A 22,857-nucleotide genomic window follows, 5' to 3' on the forward strand; every position below is an offset into this window, starting at 1 on the left:
CATTCGGCAAAAAGTGCAGGTAAAATTAAGCATATTAGTTTTATCCATAATATTCTAATTCACGATTGTTTTTCATATAGAAAAACGAGGTCTTACATGTAAGACCTCGTTTAATCTTTACCCTTCCGATATTCATCCACACTATCCGTTACACTTTGCAATAAAGAATTTACATACTGTGGGTCAGATAATTTTTTGTCTTCTTCAGGGTTTGACATAAATCCAAGTTCTAATAGTACTCCTGGAACTTTTGACCAATTAAATCCAGAAAGATCATCCCGAAATTTAATTCCATTTACTTTCACTTGATGATTCTCTCTCATTTTATTTACTATCGTTTGAGAGATTTGAAGACTTTCAGCATAAATCTCTTTCGTATACGGACTTCCTTCTGCCGGTGTCAATACAGCAAATCCACTTTGATTTGGATTTTCAGAACCATCTGCGTGAAGGCGCAAAAATAAATTCGCTTTATAATCATTCGCGAATGTTGCTCGTTCCTTATTACTTATATCAACCTCATGTGACGTTCTCGTCATCAATACTTGTATACCTTTTGCTTCCAGTTTTTCTTTCAATATAAAAGCCATCTCTAATACAAGAACTGATTCCCTCTTTTTCGTTACAACTCCCGCTGTTCCGTCTGTTACTTTATATTTTTGCGTAGTTGCTCCTGGACCAATTGCCTCTAAATTTAAATTCGCTTTTTGTTGATGCCCTGGATCAATAACGACGAGAAACTTTCCTTGTTTTTCATTACTCTCTACTTTTTGTTCATTATTTTGTACTGGTTGCTCAGTTGGCTGCAGCGGCGTAGTTTCCTCTTTCTTTTCCTCGGCCGGCACTTCCTCCTGCTTATGTTCCACTTGCTCATTCGTTTGAATTGCTTGCGGCTGTTCTTTCTTTTCTTGTTCTTCTTGCTGCTTTTCTACCGGTGCGTCTTCCTTATTATCTTTGTTTTTTTCTTGTATAGAAGATGTTGTTTCTTTTTTCGTCTCTTCTTGCGAACAACCTCCCATATATATTCCAATGACTGCAATAGCGCTCATTATTTTTATATACTTCATTTTTCTCTCCTATCACTTTGCACCGGTCTCAAAGTTTTTCTTATAATTGTTTTATAATTTCATCCATATTTCCAATATGAACGGGTTGCCACGTTTCTGTACCACGCTCTGCGGTATAGACTAGATAAGCATCATCAGCTACATTTACGAAAACAGGATCCCCCATATCCGTTTCATATCCGATAACAATCCATTCCTCTTTCCATTTTCCACTTTCTTCACTTATTAATGAATTTTTATGTTTATCATATCGATAACCGATTTGTCCTTTTTCTAATTCATTTTCGCTAAACACATATATTTCATAGGAACCTAGTTCGATATCTTGCTGTTTTGAAGTTTCAATTCGTTTCAGAAGTTCTGCAATTTTTGGTTGTTGCTTCATACGTCTACCCCCTTCTTTTTTCTAAATTTTACCTAATCCGTTTTTGAAATACAATATAGATTTTGAGAGGAAACGTTACAATGCTAGGAATTTCGCACAAAAAAATAGCCTCACATATGCGAGACTACTTTTTCTAACATCAATTAAAATTTAAATTCTTGTCCAACTTCAAAGCTATCTTCTAATACAAGAATACCTTTTTCTTCTGGAGCATCTGGAAGCTCTAACTCACGTGCAGAGCAAATCATTCCAGAAGAAGGAACACCGCGAAGTTCAGCTGGTTTAATTAACATACCACTTGGCATTACAGCACCGATTTTTGCAACAACAACTTTTTGTCCTGCATCAACGTTTGGTGCACCACATACGATTTGTAATGTTTCTGTACCGATTTCTACTGTACAAATGTTTAATTTATCAGCATTTGGATGCTTCTCTTTTTCAGCTACATAGCCTACAACAAATTTCGGCGTGAAATCAGCTTCTACTTTTTCTTCAAAGCCATTCTTCGCTAAAATTCCGTTAATTTTTTCAACAAACTCTTTCGTTAATGTAACGTTTCCGTTGTCTGTTACTTCTACATAAGAAGACGCATTAAAGATGTTGAATCCTGCTGTTACGTTGCTTTCACGATCGTATACGCGAGCAACATCTCCTTTACGGTCAAATGTACGGTTTTCTAAAGTAATATCTTGTAAGGTAACAATTAAAGTGTCACCAATTCCTTCAAGGTTGTAAAAAACGTTCACTTCGTTCATCCTTTCTCTTTTCCATCTGTCTTCTTCCGATTCTTCGCTAAAATAAAGATTGGTTCGAAGTCCCCATCTTCATATACGAATGAAAGTGATGTAATCGGAACATGCCCTTCGGCAAAAAATTTCATTGTCATTTGTGCAATAATATCATAACCGATTTCGTTGACGATATCAGCAATAATTAATACATCTTGGTGAGGAACTGCAACAACCATATCACCAGAGATCTTTTCACGCATCGAGTGTAGTAACGATTCGTTTAAAATACGACTCGCATCGTATCCATCATTTGTGTTTAAAAAGTAGAATGTATTACCTGCTACTGTCTCCTGCTTAAATTCATAGCCTAATGAGCGAGCATTAAATAATGCCATTTCACGTACTTGTTCCTCTGTAAGCTCTAATTTTTGCAATAAGCGCTCATCAATTAATCGATACGTTTTATTAGAATCTAGCGCATAGTAAATACGTGTTTCCGCCGTATGGTCCGTCATAATAAACGGATTTCCTTCTTCTGATTGTTTCGGGAAAGAAGTAGAGCGAATAACAGGTAAAATTTTCGCCGTGCTATTTTCTTCTTTATGCATTGCAATTAGCGCTTCTTGTACGTAATAAGCGACCTCTTCAATTGCTTTTTCTTTGTTCACTTCCCATTTTGCAACTACTCCTGGAAGTGATACGTTAATACCTTTTTTCGAGTCTGTTTGTTCAATACGAAGAACTTCTTTCTCGCTATCATAATGACAGTCCCATTCTGGTCGAGATAATTTCTTCATTAACTCGTCTTTCATCTTTTTACTTGTCATTTTCATCTCTTTTTCCTCCCTTCCAAAAAAATAACCTCCCCCGCGAAGGTAGAGGTTGTTTTTACAATTCAATTGGCTAATTGTCTTATTTTAAACCTTCAATAAACTCTTCGATTTGCTCTTGTGTTTTACGATCTTTATTTACATAGCGTCCAGTTTCTTCACCTTTATTGTACGCTACAAAGCTTGGAATGCCAAATACGTCTACTTTCACGCATAAATCAATAAATTCATCACGATCTACATAGTAAAATGAGAAATCACTATACTTCTCTTCTACTTCTGGCATAAATGGATCAACGAAACGGCAATCTGGGCACCATTCTGCTGAGAACATGAAGACTACATTCTCTTCATTTTTTAATTCTTGGAATTGTTCCATGCTTTCTAATGATTTCATCTATATTTCCTCCTCTAACGAGTGCACTTTTTCACACTATAATCTTTTCTTTATACTACCATACATCGCGCATGGTGCAAGGTTTATGCTTGCTTTTCATCATACTTATATTGCCCAACAAGTAACTTAACAACGTGTACAAATAATTCCGTTCGGTCGACATAATCATCTGTAAAAATACCGATAGCACCTTCGTGACTACGAATATCTTTTCGCTCTACAAACTCTTCCATCACTTCACTTAGCTCTTTTCCTTCTTCAAGCGGTGCTAAAAAATCGTCTGGTAACTTAATACGTGCCCCGCCCGCAACAAATGTTTTACCTTCAATCGTCGCTAAAGCACCCCAGTTACACATAAATAACCCATGCTCCGTTTTCATAACGCCGCCTTCTAGCCCAATGCCGATATGAGCTGCACCTTCCTGCAATGCTCTCTTCGCTCTATTTACTGCTCCTTGCATCGTCTCTTCATCTGAAAAAGGCTGATTTGCTACTCCTGATGGAACAGAAAGAGATGTAATTTCAGCATCTTCCCAAACCTTCTCCACAGCCCCAACCTTCGTCTTATTCTTCGATCCAACTACTACCTTCATTTCATTCACCTCTATATAAATTCATCATTCTATCCTAATACTAGCCTCGAACACCAAATCAGTCTTCATGACTGAGATTTATACCGTAGTGCGCCTGACCGCACACACGCATCTCTGTGTCATCTCTCCCACCTAAAAAAAGAAAAGGTTTTCCAAAAACAGCCTTCCTCTCTCTTCCTACCCGCGGTCTTAATACATCGCTCGAACACCAACTAGGCACTGACCGCTCCCATTCATCGCTGGGTCATCTATTCAACCTAAAAAAAGAAGGGTTTTTCACCCTTCCTCTTTACGCGTTATTCTTAATTGTCTCTAACGTCGTTTTGTCCGTCGCTCTCACAAGCTTCGTAATTAATTCCTTCGCTGCCGCATAATCATCAACATGTAAAATAGAAGCATGTGTATGAATGTAGCGTGCACAAACACCAATTACTGCTGATGGGATACCAGAGTTACTTGTATGCACACGTCCCGCATCTGTACCACCTTGTGAAATAAAGTATTGGTACGGAATGTTATGTGTTTCTGCTGTATCTAAAATGAATTCGCGCATTCCTCTATGTGTTACCATTGTACGGTCATAAATACGAAGAAGAGCGCCTTTTCCTAATTGACCGAACTGCGTCTTATCACCAGATGCATCATTTGCTGGACTTGCATCAAGCGCATAGAAAATATCTGGTTGAATCATATTTGCAGCAGTTTGTGCTCCGCGAAGACCTACTTCTTCTTGTACAGTCGCACCAGAGTATAATGTGTTTGGTAATGTTTCATCTTTTAATTCCTTTAGCAATTCGATAGCAAGGCCACATCCATAGCGGTTGTCCCAAGCTTTCGCCATAATTTTCTTTTCATTTGCCATTGGTGTGAATGGGCAGATTGGAACGATTTGTTGCCCTGGCTTTATGCCAATTTCAATCGCATCTTCATAACTATCTGCACCTATATCAATTAACATATTTTTTATATCCATCGGTTTTGCACGTTGCGCATCACTTAATAAATGAGGAGGAATGGAACCAATAACCCCAATAACAGGACCATTCTTCGTCATAACTTGTACACGCTGAGCTAATAGTACTTGGCTCCACCAGCCACCTAACGTTTGAAAACGAAGCATCCCATTTTTCGTAATTTGCGTAACCATGAAACCTACTTCATCCATATGACCTGCTACAAGAACGCGCGGGCCAGTTTCGTCCCCTTTTTTCAGACCAAATACGCTACCTAAACCGTCTTGCACAATCTCATCAGCATATTTGCTTAATTCTTGCTTCATAAAACTGCGCACATCATGTTCAAAACCTGATGCACCTTGTAATTCTGTTAACGTACGAAATAATTGTAATGTCTCTTTATTCACGAAGTCCCCTTCTTTCAAACCTTAGTAGAATACCTCTTTTATTGTAACGAAATTTTCGAAATGTTTCTAGTTTCTTCTTTTTTAGTTGCATTTGCATTATAATTATTATTGGTACACTATTTTTATTTTACAGAATTGAGGTGAATATATGAGCTGGAAAGGTTTAGTCACAGGTCTTGGCGTTGGGTTCGCAGCTGGTTATTTCGTTGCAAACAAAGTACAAGAACAATCCCATATTTCTTCAGAAAAAGCATTGAAAATGGTGAAACAAGCATTAAGTCATAAAGGTGAAATTACTGGCTCTTGGGTACATATGGTTCCGGAGGCATTTGAAAAATATGATGTCGCGTACGAAGTTTATCGCGGCGGTCTTACAACGATGTTAGATGAAATACAAGAACGATTTGAATTTTTAGTTGATGCTAAAACAGGTACTGTTTTAGAGGTTATAGCAGCATAAAAAGAGGTTTCCCATTAGGTGAACCTCTTTTTTTTTAGAATTACCAACAAAAGCTGATAATAACAGCAATACATAATAAGTGGAGATTGTTCCAATAAATATTTTTGGACACCTTCCTCTTATTAATATTAAGCTTCTATATTTGTTTTTCTCTCTATCTTCTCCACTATATGCCCTTCCTCATTCCACTTTACTGCACGGTAATATGCATCATGATAAAAAGTAAACCACGCCTCTTTTTCAGCACCATACTTCATCCACTTTTGTTTATGTTCAATCGATGTCATTGGATAGTCATCGTATGCCATTACCCATAATACATTTTGATGTGCATGCGTCGGTAAAATGTCCGCTAAATGAAGCATCGTTTCACCCTGACTTTCAAGGACGACAACAGCATGTCCATCGCTATGACCACCCGTATGCACCATCTTTATTTCATCCGTAATTTCTATTTCTTGCCTGAACGTAACAATCTTATCAACGATTGGCTCCCAATTTTCCTTCCAATATGTATTACGCGATCTAACATTCGGATTTTTCATTTCATTCCATTCAGTCTCACTTACATAAATCGTTGCGTTCGGAAACGCCGGAACAAGGCGATTTCCCTCCCATTTTGTTAAACCAGATGCATGGTCAAAATGAAGATGCGTCATTAAGACGTAATGAATATCTTCATTATGCAGTCCCAATTTTTCTAAAGATTCCTTAACTGATGATTCTTCTGTTACACCTTGATTCCGCTTCATTTTCTCATTCAATTTACCATTCCCTATCCCTGAATCAATAAGCATGTTTCCTTCTTTCGTTTGTAAGAGTAACGGATCTGTTCGTAAATAAATATGATTTGTATCATTATGTTTATATTTTCGTGACCAAAGTACTTTTGGCACAACTCCAAACATCGCGCCTCCATCTAAATGTGTATTCCCACCTTTTAGCCACGTCACTTTTATATTTCCAATTTGTAACTGTTCCATATCCCATCCCCCTTTTCTATTTAATTTTAACATAATATTCCGATTCTTTTTCATATAAAAAACCTATGCATTACTGCATAGGCTCCGTACGATATTTTGCTTCAACTCGATAAATACGATGACCTTTACTAGAAAATTTCTCTTCGTATTCTGTCATAATGTTTCCTTCATAATCACTATTATGAAGATCTAGGCTAAGGTAAGTTAATAACATACCATACTCAGCCATACTCATAATAGAATATTCAAATAAACCTTGGTTATCAGTTTTGAAATGAATTTCTCCACCATCTACTAACACTTCTTCATAATTGCGTAAAAATGTTTTATACGTTAAACGACGCTTCGTATGACGATTCTTCGGCCATGGATCTGAGAAGTTTAAATAAACGCGGTCAATTTCACCTTTCGCAAAGAAAACTGTTAAATCTTCAGCATCTTTATTAATTAACTTTAAGTTCGGTACTTCTTCTTCAATTAATTTATCAAGTGCATCTACAACAACACTTGTGAATTTTTCAATTCCAATATAGTTAATATGCGGATTTGCTTTTGCCATATCATACATGAAGCGGCCACGTCCTGTACCTACTTCAATATGAATCGGCTGTTCATTTCCAAATATTTCTTTCCAGTTACCAGCGCTCTCCTCTGGGTTTCCAATTACGATATGTGAATACTCATTAATTCGATCCATTGCATAAGGCTTATGTCTTAAACGCATAGATGTCTCCCTCTCTTTACAAAACTATTTTAAAGGAAAAATTCCTTCTTTCTGTTTTAATCAATCTATCAAACAAAAAACCAAGTACGTACGAGCACTCGGTCCGTTTCTTTCAAGTATAAGATGTACCATTTTGATAAAAACTACATAAAGCATTAAACATTCCATGACGAAACAGCTTTTTCTCTTATATTTCTAGGGAGAGAAAAACACTCGAAAGGATGATCCGTTCATGCCAATTAATCAACAGCATCAATTAGAAGTATTAAAAGATATTTTAATCAACCATCAAAGTGATTGCTGCGGGACAGTTTCTGAATGCGAGCAATTAGAGCGACTCATTCAATCGTTACTCGCAAACGATAGTATAAGTAGTGACACTAAAGTAATGCTAAACGATGTATATTCTTATAGTCAATCGGGTAAATCTTCCTCTAATTTGGACAACCATATTTCCAATAATCAAGAACAACTTACTCAGTGGATTGCTGGAATGGACAATTTTTCTTAAGTATTATTCTGAAGCAAGTAGTTGCTGTAAATATTGATGCCAATATTTAGCTTCTGCTTGCTGCTTTTTTGTTGTGTGCCATTGCATAGATAAAATCGTTTGTGCTATCACATACCATCTCATACGCCTAAGCAATGATTCATCTAGTTCAATCTCATAATATCCGAGCCACTCACTCCATTCATGGCGCGGAACATACCAATATAATAACATACCAAGATCTAAAGCTGGGTCAGCAATAACAGCCCCATCCCAATCAATTAAAAACAATTCATCTTCGTCCGACAATATCCAATTGTTATGGTTTACATCACAATGGCATACAACGAATTCATTGTACTCAATATCTTTTAATGACTCCGTTAAATATTGAAGACCTTGCTGAATTGTTTCATCAACTCTTATATCTCCTCTTAAAACGAGCTGTAATTGTTGTAATAACTCTTGCGCATGAAGCGGCTGCTTTCCTAGCCTTTGAATCATCTGCACAAGCGCTTTAGAGGAGTGTATTTTCTTCAAAAGTTTCGCAACACGTTCTAGTTTCATATCCTCTGGCTCTAACTTCTGTCCCGGAAGCCATTTTTGAGCAGAAATTACATCACCGTTCGTTACCCTTCTTGTCCAAAGTAATTTTGGAACAATTCCTTCTGCTGACAATACCGCTAAAAAGGGCGATGTATTCCGCTTTAAAAATAACTTTTGTTGTCCGTTTTGCGCAATATATGCATCGCCCGTTACTCCACCAGCCGGTATAAGACTCCACTCTTTTCCTAATAATTGTTCCAACCATTCCATATTCATTACCCGTTAACAAATCCTTATCTTTTATAGTTATGAAAAGAAAAACCGCAACATTTCTACACATGTTGTGGATTCATATATTTTACTGTATTTGAATGAAAAAACTTGGCATAAGCCGAAAACAGGATAAATCACCTGTTCTTCTAGTTTATTTTACAAAATCAATCATAGAATGACAACTTATGAAAATCGTCACCTTTGTCAATTCTACATTTATTACATTCTCATCGTCAAGTAGCGATTTGTCACATTATCGTCAATATATACGTGCTAATTGGAGCCAATTGAAGTTCCTTTCCTCTAAATGAAGAAATTGGCTCTATTTTCGCTTGCTTTTCGTTTACTAACACATGCCACGTTTCTTCTTTTGGAAGCTGCACCGTTTTAGCTTCCAAACCGCTATTAAATAAAACTACAATCTCTTTCCACGGTCCAAATAATTCTACATGCTCTAGGTGGTATGCCAGTACTTCTGTAGATGTTTGCAAAAAAGTCATATGCTTTTTTATAAGGTCCGCATTTTGTAATCGGAATGCCCCGTGCCCTTTGCGAATCGCAATTAACCCTTTTATATAGTTAACGGTCTCCATCTCTTTCTCTTTTTGATCCCAATCTAATTGATTAATTTCATCATTTGCATTATAGCTATTTTCGTTCCCTTGCTTCGTACGATAAAACTCTTGCCCCGCATGTAAGAAAGGAATCCCTTGTGAAAGAATAACCATTGCGGTTGCTAAACGATGACGCCTTTTCAAAATTTCTTCTGATTCTGGATTACTTTGCACTAGTTTATCCCACATCGTCATATTGTCATGACATTCTACATAGTTGATGCTTTGTACTGGCTCTAGGAACAATCCTGTTTCTTTCATACTTAAAAGGCTACCAGCTACTATATACTGCAAATGATTACAGTCTACATGCCCACCAAATGCAAAGCCACGTTTATTTATATTAAAAGTACTTCCTTTTATTCCATCACGAAATTGATCATTAAACTGTGCGATACATGGCATTTTATTCGCATTATTTAACGTCGCTTTCTCTTCAAGAGGAAGCGGTGTTTGCAAATCCCATCCTTCACCTAATAACAGCGCATCCTGCTTTATTTTTCGTACTTCTTTTTGTAATTCATTCATCGTTTCAACATCTAAAATTCCCATTAAATCAAATCGGAATCCATCAACATTGTATTCAGTAAGCCAATATAAAACAGATTCTATAATAAATTTCCTCATCATTTTCCGTTCAGATGCTATATCATTTCCAACTCCCGTCCCATTAGAAGGCATACCGTCTTCCCCATGACGAAAATAATATCCCGGGACAAGCTTCTCAAATGATGATAATTCTCTTTCATAAACATGATTATATACAACATCTATAATCACTCGAATGCCGTGATCATGAAATGTTTCAATTAGTTGTTTACACTCTACTATCCTGTTATATGGATCAGAAAGGTTTGTAACATAAAATCCTGTTGGTATATTGTAATATAACGGATTGTAGCCCCAATTATATGCGGAAGCAGGATTCACTTCATCTATACCACCAAAACAATGTAAAGGTAATAGTTCAACATGTGTAACGCCTAAATCTTTTATATGAGACAATCCTGTTAATGTCCCATTTCGCCCTACTGTCTCCTCTTCCATTAGCCCTTTATATGTTCCTTTCTTATTCACCCCACTGTTTGGGTGAATAGTAGCGTCACGAATATGCAGTTCATACAATATGGCATCTGTCATTGACTGTAATGGTGATAATTCTACTCGTTTTGTCACATTCGTTTTTTCCAAATCGATAACGACGCCGTATTTTCCATTTATCGTCGCAGACTTTGCATAAGGGTCAACCGCTTCGTTCCATATCAAATTAATACAAACAAGGAATGTATATCGTACTCCATCATGATCACCTTGTAATGTATGAATCCACACTCCGTTTTCTTCTCTGTACATTTCATAATCAATATATTCTTTATCACTTTTATAAATCCGTACTTTCGCAAGCCTTGCAGTCGGAGCCCATACTTTAAATATTGTTTCTTCTTTTGTATACACAGCACCTAAGTCGGTACCTTCGTAATAATATTTTTCATCGAAAACTACTGTTCGAATCACAGCGCCTATTTGTAAATCTGTTTCTTCATTCCGTTCATCCCGTACTGTATAATACTTCCCCACATCTATCGGCTCTTCTATAAAACATTCATACTTCGTTGCATCTGGAAGAGCAATAGTATGAACAATCGGTAACTCTTTCACATTGCTTCCTTCTTGTAAACGAAATGTCCGGCTTGTTCCATACGCATGCGGGAGCAAAATTGTAATTTTATTCATTTCATCTAAATAGGCATCAAATGGACGTTTTACTTTCAACATAAAAAATCACCATCATTCTTAAAGTTAAAATGAAACGAGCTGCAAATGATAAGGTTTTTCTTATCAGCGAAGCTCTATACAGTAACACATTATTCCCTATAGTATATTCACCTGTATAAAAAACGTTTTCATACATTCTATTTTTGTAGTTTTATTTCAGTAATCGATTTATACTTCGGCGTTTCCTTAACGTGAGATTCATACAAAGTAATCGTATCTGCTTGAAATGATGTTACAGGTAACTCTTTTACATTTGTCAGATCAAACACTTTTTCTCCTACCCATTTACGCGCAACAGTAATATGTGGATGATAAGGACGTGTATCTAGAGAGAAGCCATTTTCTTCACAAATTGTATGCACTTGCTTTTGTAAAGTAAACAAATCTTGATTATCACTTATCCCCGCCCAAAATATACGCGGCTGGTCCACCTGTCCGAATGTAGAAAGTCCTTGTAACGTGAACGATAATTCCGTTTTTTCTGTAAGTGTTTGTAATCCATTCTTTATTCCTTCTAACTGTTCCTCTGTCGCACTTCCTAAAAATGAAAGGGTAATATGATAGTCTTCTTCATGTACCCACGAGCGAAATGGTAATTCATCCTTCATTTCCTCTTTATAATTAGAAAGAATTTCTTTTATATGACGTGGTAAAGTTACTGCGACAAAATAATGCGGCACCATCTACATCGTCTCCTTTATGTTATTGTTGCTTTTCTTCCATATCTCATTCAGCTAAAAAGAATCCGCCCTCTAAAGTAGAGAGCGGTCATTATTTAAATATCTTTTATTTCGCTAATTCATGAATTGCCTGAGCATAAATCGCTGTCGCTTTTAATAAATCTTCAATTTCAATGTACTCATCTTTTTGATGCGCAAGTTCTTCTTTTCCTGGGAATAACGGGCCAAATGCAACGCCAGCTTTCAATGAACGAGCATAAGTACCACCGCCAATTGCTAACAATTCAGCTTTTTCACCAGTTTGTTCTTCATATACACGTTGCAAAGTACGAATTAACGTATGATCTTTGTCAACGTGATGCGGGCGAGAGTTAGAATAATCCGCTACTTCAAATCCATGAGTACCAACATATTCTTTTAACTTTGCAATCGTTTCTTCAAAGTTAGTTGTAACTGGATAGCGTACATTTAATCCTAAATTACCACCGTTTTCTTGCGAGTAAGACAGGCGACCAACATTCACTGTTAACGGCCCGCTAATATCGTCTTTATAAGAAATACCAGCTTTTTCTCCAATAATATCACCTGTAAATGTTTCTGTTACAAACGAGGCAAATGAAGCCCCTTTTCCATCAAGAGAAACTTTCGTTAAGAAGTTTACCAATAATAAACCTGCATTTTCTCCCTTTTCCGGAGTAGATCCGTGAGCTGAAATCCCTTTGATTTGCAACGTCACCGTCTTTCCTTCTACAATTGCTTTACCTATTTTTTTAGCAGTTTGTAAATACTCTTCATATGCTACTGTAAGTGTATTTACATCTTCTCCTGTAATAACTGCTTCTGCAAAATCAGGAACCATATTTAAACGACGACCTGACTCAAATGAAATAAGCTTAAATGTGCCTTCTTTCTCTTCGCCACCACTTTGCACAACTTGTATGTCAGAAATTCCTTTTTCCGCATTAATAATCGGAAAATCTGCATCCGGCGCAAAACCGATTGTTGGCATTTCTTCATTTTTAAAATAATGATCTACACACTTCCAATTACTTTCCTCATCTGTTCCTAAAATCATACGAACACGTTTTGAAAGAGGTAAGCCCAATTCTTTAACGATTTTCATCGCATAATAAGCTGCCATCGTCGGCCCTTTATCATCAATTGCACCGCGTGCAAAAATCTTCCCGTCGCGAATATCCGCACTATACGCAGGAGTTGTCCAGCCATCTCCTTCTGGTACAACATCAACGTGACAAAGAATACCTACTAATTCTTCTCCTTGTCCCATTTCAAGATGACCTGCATATCCTTCTAAATTTTTAGAACAGAAACCTTCTGCTTCTCCTTTATGTAACATGAAAGATAAGGCTTTTTCTACACCTTCACCAAATGGTGCGCCCTCTTTCGCAGATTCTTCTTCCCATACACTTTTAATTTGTAAAAATTTTTGTGTATCACGAATTAAATCATCTTTTCGTTTTGTAACTTCTTCTGTCCAATTAATCGTCGACATCACGCATCCATCCTTCACTATATTGTCTCTTTCATCATAGCAAACGAAAATCTCTTATGCCATACATGAAAACCTAATAACGGACAATTGTAATATTTCAGATATTTCTTATTAGTTTTTCTTTTATTTTTTAAAAAAAATTTGCAGGAATTTGGCGTTTTACGTAGAAATTTATGAGTTAGTTGACTGACCAGATATACAATGTCAACTACCAATATTTTTCTATATGAATATTTGTTAAACTTTTGTAAAATTTAAGTAAGTTAAAGCATGAATTTTATCATGTAGAGTACAATGGTAGTAACGACCTTCTTTCCTGAATGGGGTCAAAAAAACTAGTAGAGGAGCGGTTTTCTCTTGAAACCTACAACTACTCGTATGCTAACACGCATTAAATCGATTTATATGTACATCAATGAAAACGGTACGGTAACAACGAAAGACCTTGTAGATGAGTTCGGGATCACACCGCGAACAATACAACGTGATCTAAATGTGTTGCAGTTTAATGAACTCGTGTATAGCCCTTGCCGCGGCAAGTGGACAACGACAGGAAAGAAAGTGAGAATGACCTCATAATAAAAAATAATTGTATGTAAATAAATACATACCCCTTTCTAACTCATTAGAAAGGGGTCTTTTCTATGCTCTGAAATTGGCGTTACAGATTTTGCGATACGGGAAAGCCCATATCGGACTTTAGTCCGCCTTTAGGCATGGGATGAAAGGATCGCTTTTTCATAGAAAAACAGTTGTGTGTTGGTTATAATTAAACTATAGACAAGTACAAGTCTTTAAAACGACAATGTGTTCCTTGAAAACAAGATATCATAGGGAGTTCGATAGCCGAATTCATGCTATCGGTAAAATGATATGTGTCGTCAAGAACAAGACGCTAAAACACCTGAACACGAATCTGTACGGTATGGTGATAGTACCGTAGCTCACGAACCTATATGGTCTGTCGTGAGAGTGGTGATGGCACACCGCAATCTTGCACGTCAGCGATACCAGAAATGGACTTCGCCTTTGATAGCAAGAATCCCACTGACGTTAGTCAGCTTGCCCCTTTAGGGGTGGGAGTGTCAATTTTCGTTATCTACTTGATACGTCTTTAACATTTCTACTTCTTCATCTGTTAATTCACGATATTGCCCAAGTTCTAACTCTTCGTCTAACATTAAAGGTCCCATCTCTGTTCTCTTTAAATACACTACTTTTTTCCCTACTGCTTCAAACATACGCTTCACTTGATGGAATTTTCCTTCTGTAATAACAAGCTCAATTTCGGAAATATCATCACTTTTTAAAATTGTAAGTTTGCCTGGCTTCGTTTCATAGCCATCTTCTAAAATAACACCTTTAGCGAATTCTATTACATCCTCTTCCGTTACAACGCCTGAAATGTGTGCATAATATTTTTTTGGCACATGCTTTTTCGGAGATAATAGTTGATGCGTTAACTTCCCATCATTTGTGATTAATAAGAAACCTTCTGTATCAATATCGAGCCTTCCAACAGGGAATGGATCAAAAATCGCATCTTCTAATTCTAATAAATCTATTACTGTTTCGTGATTATCATCTTCTGTCGCTGAAATAACACCCTGTGGTTTATGCATCATTAAATAAACAAACTCTTTATATTCCACAACTTCACCGTGAATCATAACCTCTTGCTCTTCTACATTCACATGAAACTTCGCATCTTTCACTGGCGTCCCATCAATTTTCACAACGCCGTCTTTCAATAATTTCTTTACTTCTTTTCTACTTCCGTGTCCCATGTTCGCTAATAATTTATCTAATCTCATGTTCTTCACCTTCTTTATTTATCATAAGAAAAGGGGACGTATTTACGCCCCTTTTGATTTCAACTTTATTTTGAATCTACTACCAAGTTTACGCTGGATTTTCTCTAAAGCTTCTCCGCCAAATACTCTTTCTAGTACTCCCGTGCGAATCGCTACCAATCCGTAAACAAGACCACCAATACCTGCACAAATCACAACTGTAATAAGAGCACCAATACGGCCATCAGGCGAAATCATGAAGGATAGAAGCCATTGTGATAGTTTCACAGCAATAACCATTACAAGTGTTAAGACTGCAATTTGGAATGTTCTCTTATATACAACACCAAATGAATAGTGTGCGTGTTTTTTAATTTGTCTATTCGTATACCATACGGAAGCTAAGAAGCCGACTGCAGTAGCCAAAATCGCCCCAACTGTACCGAAATAACGAATAAAGATTACGTTACATACAAATTTCAAAATAACACCCATCACAAGCGCAATAACCGCATGTTTCTGCTGATTAATCCCTTGCAGAATTGCTGCTGTTACTGTGAATAAAGCGAATAACAATGCAACTGGCGCATACCACATTAATACTTGTCCACCTAGTGGGTCTGAATCGTAGAAAGCAGTGTAAATCGGATATGCAAGTGTAGAAATACCGACAACTGCTGGCAATGTTAAAAACATATTCGCCTGGAATGTTTGTGTAATTTGTAATTTCAAATAACGGTATTGCTTTTCAGTAAACGACTTTGTAATCGCTGGCACGAGCGTTAAACTAAACGCTGTTGCAAGTGATACTGGAATCATAATTAATTTATGCGTCCACATCGTGAAAATACCGAGTGCTCGCTCTGCGATATCTCCTTGACCAATCGCCTGCATAATAGAGTTAAATGTCAATGTATCAATTTGTTGATATAAAGGAATTGTTAATCCAATTACAACGTAAGGGATTGCATATGCAAACAACTCTTTAAACAATTGAGCGGTACTTACCGTCGATTCTGGTACAGTTTGCTCAATTAAATATTGATCCAAATATTTTTTACGTTTTAACCAGTACCAAATTAATACGCCAAGTGCTCCAACTGCTGAAACGAACGCAGCGAATGTCGCAACCCCAACTGCCGTTGCTACTGTACCGCCAAGTACTTTAATAACGATGAAACTACCCGCTAATAAAAAGACGATACGAATAATTTGCTCAATAATTTGTGAAACCGTAGTCGGTCCCATCGATTGGTGGCCTTGGAAATAACCACGAATCAAACTTGCTGCCGGCACAACAATAAGCGCAAAACTTACGAGGCGAATAATCGTCGTAACTTCTTCTACCTTATTTTGTAAACTTTGTTTACCAAGCATTGCTTCTGCAAATAATGGTGCGGTCATGTACAGTACTAAGAAGGAAAGAACTCCTGTTACTATCATCATAACCATTCCCGAGCGGAACATTCTCCGGCTCGTTTTATAATCTCCAAGTGCATTATATTTGGAAACAAACTTAGAAACAGCAAGCGGCACTCCTGCCGTTGCGATACTTAAAAATATCGTATATGGAATGTATCCATATGTATAGAGCGTTCCGCCTTCTGTGCCTACTAATGCATGAAACGGAAAAACGTAAATCATGCCTAAGAACTTTACTAAAAATGTCCCTAACGTCACAATAAGCGTTCCGCGCAGAAATTTTGAATCGGACATACGAAAATCCTCCTACATCTACATAAAGTGAAACTATAATTAGTGGGAGACTCCCCTCCTACTAATCATTCGAGCATTTACGGACCTTTTTAACTCCCTCTTTACTTCTCCAAAATCTTAAGGTAGTAGTCTTATTGCCCATAAATAGCACGATAATGCTGAACTCTAACTTTTGTATTGTACCACAATTCTCCTCTTAAGCAGTACTTCACTCTATTTTTCTTTTAAGGGAAAACATGCTATTCTTTTAGGCAGGAAATGTAGAAAATGAGGTCGATATATTATGCATTATGATGTTATTGTCATCGGCGGCGGTCCTTCAGGGCTAATGGCTGCAATCGGTGCTGCTGAAGAAGGCGCAAGCGTCTTACTTCTTGATAAAGGAAATAAACTAGGACGTAAACTTGCGATTTCTGGTGGTGGTCGTTGTAACGTAACGAACCGTCTACCACTTGATGAAATCGTTAAACATATACCTGGAAATGGTCGCTTCTTATACAGTGCTTTTTCTATTTTCAGTAATGAAGATATTATTACATTCTTCGAAAATCTCGGTGTACAACTGAAAGAAGAGGACCATGGCCGCATGTTCCCAGTATCAAATAAAGCGCAATCTGTTGTAGATGCACTGTTAACACGATTAAAAGACTTAGGTGTGAAAATACGTACGAATACGCCTGTCGAAACGATTGAGTATGAAAACGGTCAAACGAAGGCTGTTATTCTGCAAACAGGTGAAGTGTTAGAAACGAATCACGTCGTTATCGCTGTTGGCGGAAAATCTGTTCCTCAAACTGGTTCTACTGGAGACGGATACGCTTGGGCTGAAAAAGCTGGGCATACAATTACAGAACTTTTCCCAACAGAAGTACCAATTCTTTCAAACGAACCGTTTATTCGTGACCGCACATTACAAGGTCTTGCTTTACGAGATGTAAACTTAAGTGTATTAAACCCGAAAGGAAAAGTTATCATTTCTCATAAAATGGACATGCTTTTCACTCACTTCGGCCTATCTGGTCCTGCTGCTCTTCGCTGTAGCCAATTCGTTGTGAAAGCGATGAAAAAGTTTAAAACGAACACAGTGCACATGAGTATCGATGCATTGCCAGAAGAAAATAGTGAGCAACTGTTCCAGCGCATGCTGAAACAAATGAAAGAAGATCCGAAAAAAGGAATTAAAAACGTTTTAAAAGGCTATGTTCCTGAACGTTACTTCCTATTCTTATTAGAAAAAAATGAAATTGACGGTAGCGAACAAGCTGGACAAGTTTCTCATGAGAAGATTCGCGCACTTGTGAAAGACTTTAAAGAATTTACCGTCCATGTAAATGGTACGCAGTCAATTGAAAAAGCATTCGTTACTGGCGGAGGGGTATCCGTTAAAGAAATTAACCCGAAAGAAATGGCTTCGAAATTCACGAATGGTTTATACTTCTGCGGAGAAGTTCTTGATATTCACGGTTATACTGGCGGCTATAACATTACATCTGCCCTTGTTACTGGCCGAATTGCCGGAACAACAGCAGGACAAAATGCGAAAATGCAATACTAAAAAAAGAAACAGGGACTCCTGTTTCTTTTTTTAGTATGTTGAAATAGCAAAGCAGTACACGAAATTATATTGGCGATACTTTAAATATATCGACCGTTTCTTCAAAAATATCCCTTCCTCCTAACTTCCCATTGCTTTTTTGTTGCTTTATATACCTTAGTACCTTTATATTTTATATTGTTGAATATTCGAAAAAAGGTAAGGGGAAAACAAATGAGAAAAAAAGTCATGATGTCTTTAATGCTAATGACGTTTCTTTCTGCGGTAGAAGGAACGATTGTTAGTACAGCGATCCCTCGTATAACGAGTGATTTGTCAGGTGTCGAACTTGTTAGTTGGGTATATGCAATCTATATGCTTGCAACAGCTGTTTCGACTCCAATATACGGAAAGCTAGCTGATTTATTCGGCCGTAAAAAAGTTCTGCTCATCGGAGCAACAATCTTCTTAATCGGTTCTGCACTTTGCGGAGTCGTTACATCAATGGAACAATTAATCTTCTTCCGTGCTCTTCAAGGTATAGGGGCTGGTGCTGTTATGCCGATCACAATGACGATTATTGGAGATCTATATAGCGAAGCTAAAGACCGCGCGAAAGCACAAGGCTGGATGAGTGCCGTTTGGGGTGTATCTGGTGTTATTGGGCCGTTAGTAGGTGGATTTTTAGTTGATTCTCTTTCTTGGCGCTATATTTTCTTCTTAAACGTTCCTTTTGGAATTATCGCTTGCTTAATGTTTGCCACTTCTTATAAGGAATCTGTTAAGTCCGCCGCTAAGCAACATATCGACTATCTTGGTGCGACAGTTTTCTCATTAAGTACAATTGCTTTACTATACGCATTATTAACAGGTAGCAGTAAGCAAAACTGGGGAGACATTTCAATTATCGGCCTATTAATCTTTGCCGCTGTTTCATTCATTATTTTCTTATACATCGAGAAAAAGTCTCCGGAGCCATTAATTCCGCTAGCACTTTTCTCTAACCGTACATTATCTACAATAAACATACTAACACTTATTGCTGGCGCAATGATTATTAGTATTACAGTGTATCTTCCAATTTGGAGCCAAGGTGTTTTAGGAAAAAATGCGACAGAGGCTGGACTCATTTTAATGCCGATTCCTGTTATGTGGACATTCGGTGCTATGTTCTCCGGTAACTTAGTTGGCAAGTTACAAACGAAACAAATTATTTTACTTGGAGCTAGCATTTTATCAGTTGCTACTTTCTTATTATTTACATTATCAACAGATTCACCATCATTCCTTATTTATGTTGCAGTCGGATTATTCGGCTTAGGAATGGGGCTTGTTACACCAATTTACATGGTAACAATTCAAGCAGCTGTACCGGCCCATACGCGCGGAACGGCAGTTGGTTTAAATACATTTATTAATACATTTAGTCAAACACTAGGAGCTGCAATCTTCGGAACGATCTTCAATACGATGATTCATGCACGTGGCATTAAAAACCTTGATCTTGTTTCTTCTGGCGGACATGGAGGGGCTACAGCAAACGTAGTAACCGAGTCACAATCCGCATTAGCATCAAGTGTACACGTCATTTATATGAGCACTTTCGTATTAGCGGTATTCACATTAATTATCGCTTGGATCCTATTAAAGCCAGCTAAACAAACAAGTGAACAATAAAAAGAGGATGACCATTTTGGTCATCCTTTTTGCATAAAATCTACTCTTCATTCTCCACAATATGTTTAAGCACGGACAATTTATTATCCCAAAATCGTTCATAGTACGAGAGCCACTGCTGTAATTCCTCTAATGGTTCTGGATGCAAACGATATATCTTCTCTCTTCCGCTCTTTCTTCCACTCACTAAATTCGCTTCTGAAAGAATATGAAGGTGCTTTACAACTGCAGTACGGCTCATCGGAAAATGATCCGTTATTTTTGAAATTGGTAACTCTTTATCACTTAATAACCGTAACACTTCTCGGCGGGTTGGATCAGCAATTGCTTGAAATACATCATATTTCGCTGCTGACGAGGACACTTAACCTTCGACAACCTTTTTCAGTTTTTCATTTACAATCGCTATCCAGCCACCATTCATTCTATCGCGAATAATAGAGCTCTTCGCATTCGCTTTCGGAAGGATTTCATCAGGATGTTTCCAGCCGCCGTGAATTAACGTAAATTCTGTTTTATTATCTCCTAGGTCTTTCAAATTAAATGAAACAACCCAGCCATCTGTGTCCCATGAGAAAGATAAATAATTCGGCTCATCAATCTCTAACACTTTACATGGTGATGGTCCGAAAGGTGATTGCACATGAAACTCATGTCCTACCGCCAATTCGAAATCATTTGGCATAAACCATGACGCAATTCCTTCTGCAGTCGATACTACCTTCCATACTTTTTGAATAGGCGCGTTAAAAACGATTGTTTGTTTAATATCATTTAATATATTTTGTTGTTCCATTTTATATCTCCTTTATTCGGCATTAAAATATAACACCTTTTAGTTTCACATTAACAATATAACACCTTTTGGTTACATGTCAAGAAAGACTCTTTTTCACTGTTGAGAAATTCTCAACATTTTTTCAACAGGACAAACACCCTCTCACCATTCCTTCATAATATACTCACAAAGGCAATGAAAAATAGAAAATTCCCTCAATATGAAACTCTATCACTCCTATTGAGAGAAGCGCCTAACTTATCTCATCTGTACTTCGTCTCCCCTCCTTCCCTCGGGGACAATACGCGAGATATGTAAAAATCAGAAGGAGTATGCCCGCCATTTGGGTAGGTAGTTATTTCTCTTCTCCTCAACATTTCTTTAGGAGCGAAATGACTACCAACCCACTTTTTTAAACAAAAATAAAAAGGAGATGAAAGCTATGTTCTATTGCATTAACTGTTCTGAAATTCACCATGAAAAACACCCGAATGATAAAGTTTTTAAAAACGGTTTTTATATTGATCCATTTTTAGGTGATCGTTATCACCTCGGTATGTGCACTGATGCTCAGGAGCACGAAGCAGGAAAAGTTCTTTTAACGGAAAAGAAAACAGGCGCAACACAATCTATTATGAATATTTTACCGACACATGTTGTCCCAACGTAAAGCATAAAAAAGAGCTGGCTCCCCAGCTCTTTTTTATGCTTTATAAACAATCATCGCTGAAAAACAATAAATTTGATTTTCATCATCGTTAATTGAAACACCAACTTGATACTTTATATCTACAAAATTTCCATCATCAATTTTTTTCAAAAATACATTTACAGCGTCTTCTAAGTCTTTTTCATGACTTTCATCAAACACTTTCACACGAATCATGTTAACACCATCCTAGATCGCAGCCCTCCGCCGCTTGTTTATTGCCACGGTGCGTATCTATGATGCGATAAAACTTTCCATCTTCATATATATATCCGTCTTCTAACACATATTGTTTATCTTCAGTATAGACATAAAACTTACCTATCATAAACTTACTCGTATATAATTCCAAATAATCTTGCCTAAATTTGGCTACAACTTTATTTGTAATATCAATTCTAATTGTGCGCCCCACCTTCTCTCCCTCCCTTGCAAAGAACGGATTTAGGTATATTGTATTAGCGATTTTATATTTTATGCTTAAAAATAAGTGGATATGCCCTCTTTCTGCGCCTGTACTATTTTTCTAAAAAAATTCCCCCTATTTATTCAACTTATAAGAGCAAAAAAACAAACAAAAAAACGACTTTTATATATTGACTACAGCATATCAGATGTGATATTATATAAAATTTGATATTTTTACCCTAGTATGTTATCATTAAAAGTAGTTACCACATACGGAGGTGGATGATTTGTTTCAAATTGGTGATAAAATCGTTTATCCAATGCACGGTGCAGGAATCATCGAAGCAATTGAAGAGAAAGAAATATTAGGCACTACGCGTCAATATTGTGTTATACGCATCATTAGTAAAGATATGCAAGTAATGCTTCCGATAAATCAATTACAAAAATCAGGTATACGTTATATCGTCGATAAAGGTACGTTAGATGGTATACTTCTTGAATTTCATCATGGGGAATCAGACCCCTCACTCTCTTGGAAACAAAGATATACAATGAATATGGAAAAAATGAAGAACGGCAATCTTCAAGATAGTGCAGAAGTTGTTCGTGATTTACTTCGTCGCAATAAAGAAAGAGCATTAAATGCGAGCGAAAAACAAATGCTAGATAATGCGCGTAAAATGGTTATTAGTGAAGTTGCACTTGTACAGAATGTTTCAGAACATCAAGCAACAGAATTTCTTCAAGATACAATCAATCATTAATTTTAAAAATAGCCGACCGCTATTTTTTTTTTGCTTTCAAAACCCCT

General features: G+C 37.1%; 26 protein-coding genes. 7 read left to right on the forward strand and 19 right to left on the reverse strand.

Annotated features, from left to right (window positions below; translation table 11 throughout):
* Positions 1-110: 110 nt before the first annotated feature.
* From QCI77_RS23875 to QCI77_RS23905, 7 genes are all read right to left on the reverse strand, one after another.
* On the reverse strand, positions 111-1,067 hold the full coding sequence (locus QCI77_RS23875) for an N-acetylmuramoyl-L-alanine amidase (RefSeq protein WP_353825530.1): 957 nt from the start codon (positions 1,065-1,067) through the stop codon (positions 111-113).
* 40 nt (positions 1,068-1,107) lie between these two features.
* Positions 1,108-1,452 (reverse strand): hypothetical protein, encoded by a 345-nt coding sequence (locus QCI77_RS23880; RefSeq protein WP_002015616.1) that lies wholly within the window; start codon positions 1,450-1,452, stop codon positions 1,108-1,110.
* A 143-nt stretch (positions 1,453-1,595) separates the two neighbouring features.
* Positions 1,596-2,210, reverse strand: a complete 615-nt coding sequence (gene ytpR / locus QCI77_RS23885; RefSeq protein WP_002089041.1) for a YtpR family tRNA-binding protein — start codon at positions 2,208-2,210, stop codon at positions 1,596-1,598.
* Complete coding sequence (locus QCI77_RS23890) at positions 2,207-3,019, reverse strand: DUF1444 domain-containing protein (RefSeq protein WP_002089043.1); 813 nt, start codon at positions 3,017-3,019, stop codon at positions 2,207-2,209. Before QCI77_RS23890 ends, ytpR begins: the two co-directional genes overlap by 4 nt.
* A gap of 79 nt (positions 3,020-3,098) precedes the next feature.
* On the reverse strand, positions 3,099-3,413 hold the full coding sequence (locus QCI77_RS23895; RefSeq protein WP_002015619.1) for a thioredoxin family protein: 315 nt from the start codon (positions 3,411-3,413) through the stop codon (positions 3,099-3,101).
* An 83-nt stretch (positions 3,414-3,496) separates the two neighbouring features.
* The gene (locus QCI77_RS23900; protein WP_002089045.1) at positions 3,497-4,006 is read right to left on the reverse strand and encodes a DUF84 family protein; all 510 of its coding nucleotides are present in this window, start codon (positions 4,004-4,006) and stop codon (positions 3,497-3,499) included.
* 289 nt (positions 4,007-4,295) lie between these two features.
* Positions 4,296-5,369 (reverse strand): M42 family metallopeptidase, encoded by a 1,074-nt coding sequence (locus QCI77_RS23905; RefSeq protein WP_107887359.1) that lies wholly within the window; start codon positions 5,367-5,369, stop codon positions 4,296-4,298.
* A gap of 148 nt (positions 5,370-5,517) precedes the next feature.
* On the opposite strand from QCI77_RS23905, the gene QCI77_RS23910 reads away from it, so the two are divergent.
* Positions 5,518-5,829: a PepSY domain-containing protein gene (locus QCI77_RS23910; RefSeq protein ID WP_002015622.1), complete on the forward strand. Its 312-nt coding sequence runs from the start codon at positions 5,518-5,520 to the stop codon at positions 5,827-5,829.
* A 128-nt stretch (positions 5,830-5,957) separates the two neighbouring features.
* On the opposite strand, the gene QCI77_RS23915 is transcribed toward QCI77_RS23910, so the two are convergent.
* Positions 5,958-6,812, reverse strand: a complete 855-nt coding sequence (locus tag QCI77_RS23915) for a YtnP family quorum-quenching lactonase (RefSeq protein ID WP_002190924.1) — start codon at positions 6,810-6,812, stop codon at positions 5,958-5,960.
* A 70-nt stretch (positions 6,813-6,882) separates the two neighbouring features.
* The gene (gene trmB, locus QCI77_RS23920) at positions 6,883-7,536 is read right to left on the reverse strand and encodes a tRNA (guanosine(46)-N7)-methyltransferase TrmB (RefSeq protein WP_002015624.1); all 654 of its coding nucleotides are present in this window, start codon (positions 7,534-7,536) and stop codon (positions 6,883-6,885) included.
* Positions 7,537-7,768: 232 nt separating this feature from the next.
* On the opposite strand from trmB, the gene QCI77_RS23925 reads away from it, so the two are divergent.
* Positions 7,769-8,047, forward strand: a complete 279-nt coding sequence (locus QCI77_RS23925; protein ID WP_002015625.1) for a YtzH-like family protein — start codon at positions 7,769-7,771, stop codon at positions 8,045-8,047.
* A 3-nt stretch (positions 8,048-8,050) separates the two neighbouring features.
* Here QCI77_RS23925 and QCI77_RS23930 read toward each other — a convergent pair whose 3' ends face one another.
* From QCI77_RS23930 to pepV, 4 genes are all read right to left on the reverse strand, one after another.
* Positions 8,051-8,848, reverse strand: coding sequence for a phosphotransferase family protein (locus QCI77_RS23930; protein WP_002034382.1), 798 nt, complete (start codon positions 8,846-8,848; stop codon positions 8,051-8,053).
* A 245-nt stretch (positions 8,849-9,093) separates the two neighbouring features.
* Positions 9,094-11,235: a type I pullulanase gene (pulA, locus tag QCI77_RS23935; protein ID WP_353825531.1), complete on the reverse strand. Its 2,142-nt coding sequence runs from the start codon at positions 11,233-11,235 to the stop codon at positions 9,094-9,096.
* A gap of 137 nt (positions 11,236-11,372) precedes the next feature.
* Positions 11,373-11,918, reverse strand: a complete 546-nt coding sequence (thpR, locus tag QCI77_RS23940) for an RNA 2',3'-cyclic phosphodiesterase (protein ID WP_002067707.1) — start codon at positions 11,916-11,918, stop codon at positions 11,373-11,375.
* 103 nt (positions 11,919-12,021) lie between these two features.
* On the reverse strand, positions 12,022-13,428 hold the full coding sequence (gene pepV / locus QCI77_RS23945; RefSeq protein WP_002089051.1) for a dipeptidase PepV: 1,407 nt from the start codon (positions 13,426-13,428) through the stop codon (positions 12,022-12,024).
* A gap of 357 nt (positions 13,429-13,785) precedes the next feature.
* Here pepV and QCI77_RS23950 point away from each other — a divergent pair, with 357 nt between their 5' ends.
* Complete coding sequence (locus QCI77_RS23950) at positions 13,786-14,007, forward strand: DeoR family transcriptional regulator (protein ID WP_000805512.1); 222 nt, start codon at positions 13,786-13,788, stop codon at positions 14,005-14,007.
* A gap of 506 nt (positions 14,008-14,513) precedes the next feature.
* Here QCI77_RS23950 and QCI77_RS23955 read toward each other — a convergent pair.
* On the reverse strand, positions 14,514-15,242 hold the full coding sequence (locus tag QCI77_RS23955; protein WP_353825532.1) for a pseudouridine synthase: 729 nt from the start codon (positions 15,240-15,242) through the stop codon (positions 14,514-14,516).
* A gap of 42 nt (positions 15,243-15,284) precedes the next feature.
* On the reverse strand, positions 15,285-16,937 hold the full coding sequence (locus tag QCI77_RS23960) for a putative polysaccharide biosynthesis protein (protein ID WP_353825533.1): 1,653 nt from the start codon (positions 16,935-16,937) through the stop codon (positions 15,285-15,287).
* Between the two features lie 283 nt (positions 16,938-17,220).
* On the opposite strand from QCI77_RS23960, the gene QCI77_RS23965 reads away from it, so the two are divergent.
* Together QCI77_RS23965 and QCI77_RS23970 are read left to right on the forward strand one after the other, a co-directional pair.
* Positions 17,221-18,492 carry a BaiN/RdsA family NAD(P)/FAD-dependent oxidoreductase gene (locus QCI77_RS23965; protein ID WP_002034390.1) on the forward strand — a complete coding sequence of 424 codons (1,272 nt, stop codon included), beginning with the start codon at positions 17,221-17,223 and terminating at the stop codon, positions 18,490-18,492.
* A gap of 213 nt (positions 18,493-18,705) precedes the next feature.
* Positions 18,706-20,148, forward strand: a complete 1,443-nt coding sequence (locus QCI77_RS23970; RefSeq protein WP_078173965.1) for an MDR family MFS transporter — start codon at positions 18,706-18,708, stop codon at positions 20,146-20,148.
* A gap of 40 nt (positions 20,149-20,188) precedes the next feature.
* On the opposite strand, the gene QCI77_RS23975 is transcribed toward QCI77_RS23970, so the two are convergent.
* Together QCI77_RS23975 and QCI77_RS23980 are read right to left on the reverse strand one after the other, a co-directional pair.
* Positions 20,189-20,512 carry an ArsR/SmtB family transcription factor gene (locus QCI77_RS23975; protein ID WP_002015665.1) on the reverse strand — a complete coding sequence of 108 codons (324 nt, stop codon included), beginning with the start codon at positions 20,510-20,512 and terminating at the stop codon, positions 20,189-20,191.
* A complete protein-coding gene (locus QCI77_RS23980; protein ID WP_353825534.1) occupies positions 20,513-20,944 on the reverse strand; it encodes an SRPBCC family protein in 432 nt (143 codons plus the stop codon).
* Between the two features lie 424 nt (positions 20,945-21,368).
* Between QCI77_RS23980 and QCI77_RS23985 the strand changes: the two genes are divergently transcribed.
* Entirely contained in the window at positions 21,369-21,596 is a 228-nt protein-coding gene (locus QCI77_RS23985; protein ID WP_353825535.1) for a DUF3973 domain-containing protein, read from the forward strand.
* A gap of 33 nt (positions 21,597-21,629) precedes the next feature.
* Here the strand turns inward: QCI77_RS23985 and QCI77_RS23990 are convergent, their stop codons facing one another.
* Both QCI77_RS23990 and QCI77_RS23995 read right to left on the reverse strand, forming a co-directional pair.
* The gene (locus QCI77_RS23990) at positions 21,630-21,812 is read right to left on the reverse strand and encodes a sporulation protein Cse60 (protein WP_000621746.1); all 183 of its coding nucleotides are present in this window, start codon (positions 21,810-21,812) and stop codon (positions 21,630-21,632) included.
* Between the two features lies 1 nt (position 21,813).
* A complete protein-coding gene (locus QCI77_RS23995; protein WP_002089059.1) occupies positions 21,814-22,050 on the reverse strand; it encodes a DUF2553 family protein in 237 nt (78 codons plus the stop codon).
* Between the two features lie 280 nt (positions 22,051-22,330).
* On the opposite strand from QCI77_RS23995, the gene QCI77_RS24000 reads away from it, so the two are divergent.
* Positions 22,331-22,810 (forward strand): CarD family transcriptional regulator, encoded by a 480-nt coding sequence (locus QCI77_RS24000; RefSeq protein WP_002143447.1) that lies wholly within the window; start codon positions 22,331-22,333, stop codon positions 22,808-22,810.
* Positions 22,811-22,857 lie beyond the last annotated feature (47 nt).

The sequence above is a fragment of the Bacillus cereus group sp. MG9 genome (assembly GCF_040459995.1).
Taxonomy (GTDB): Bacteria; Bacillota; Bacilli; order Bacillales; family Bacillaceae_G; genus Bacillus_A; species Bacillus_A mycoides.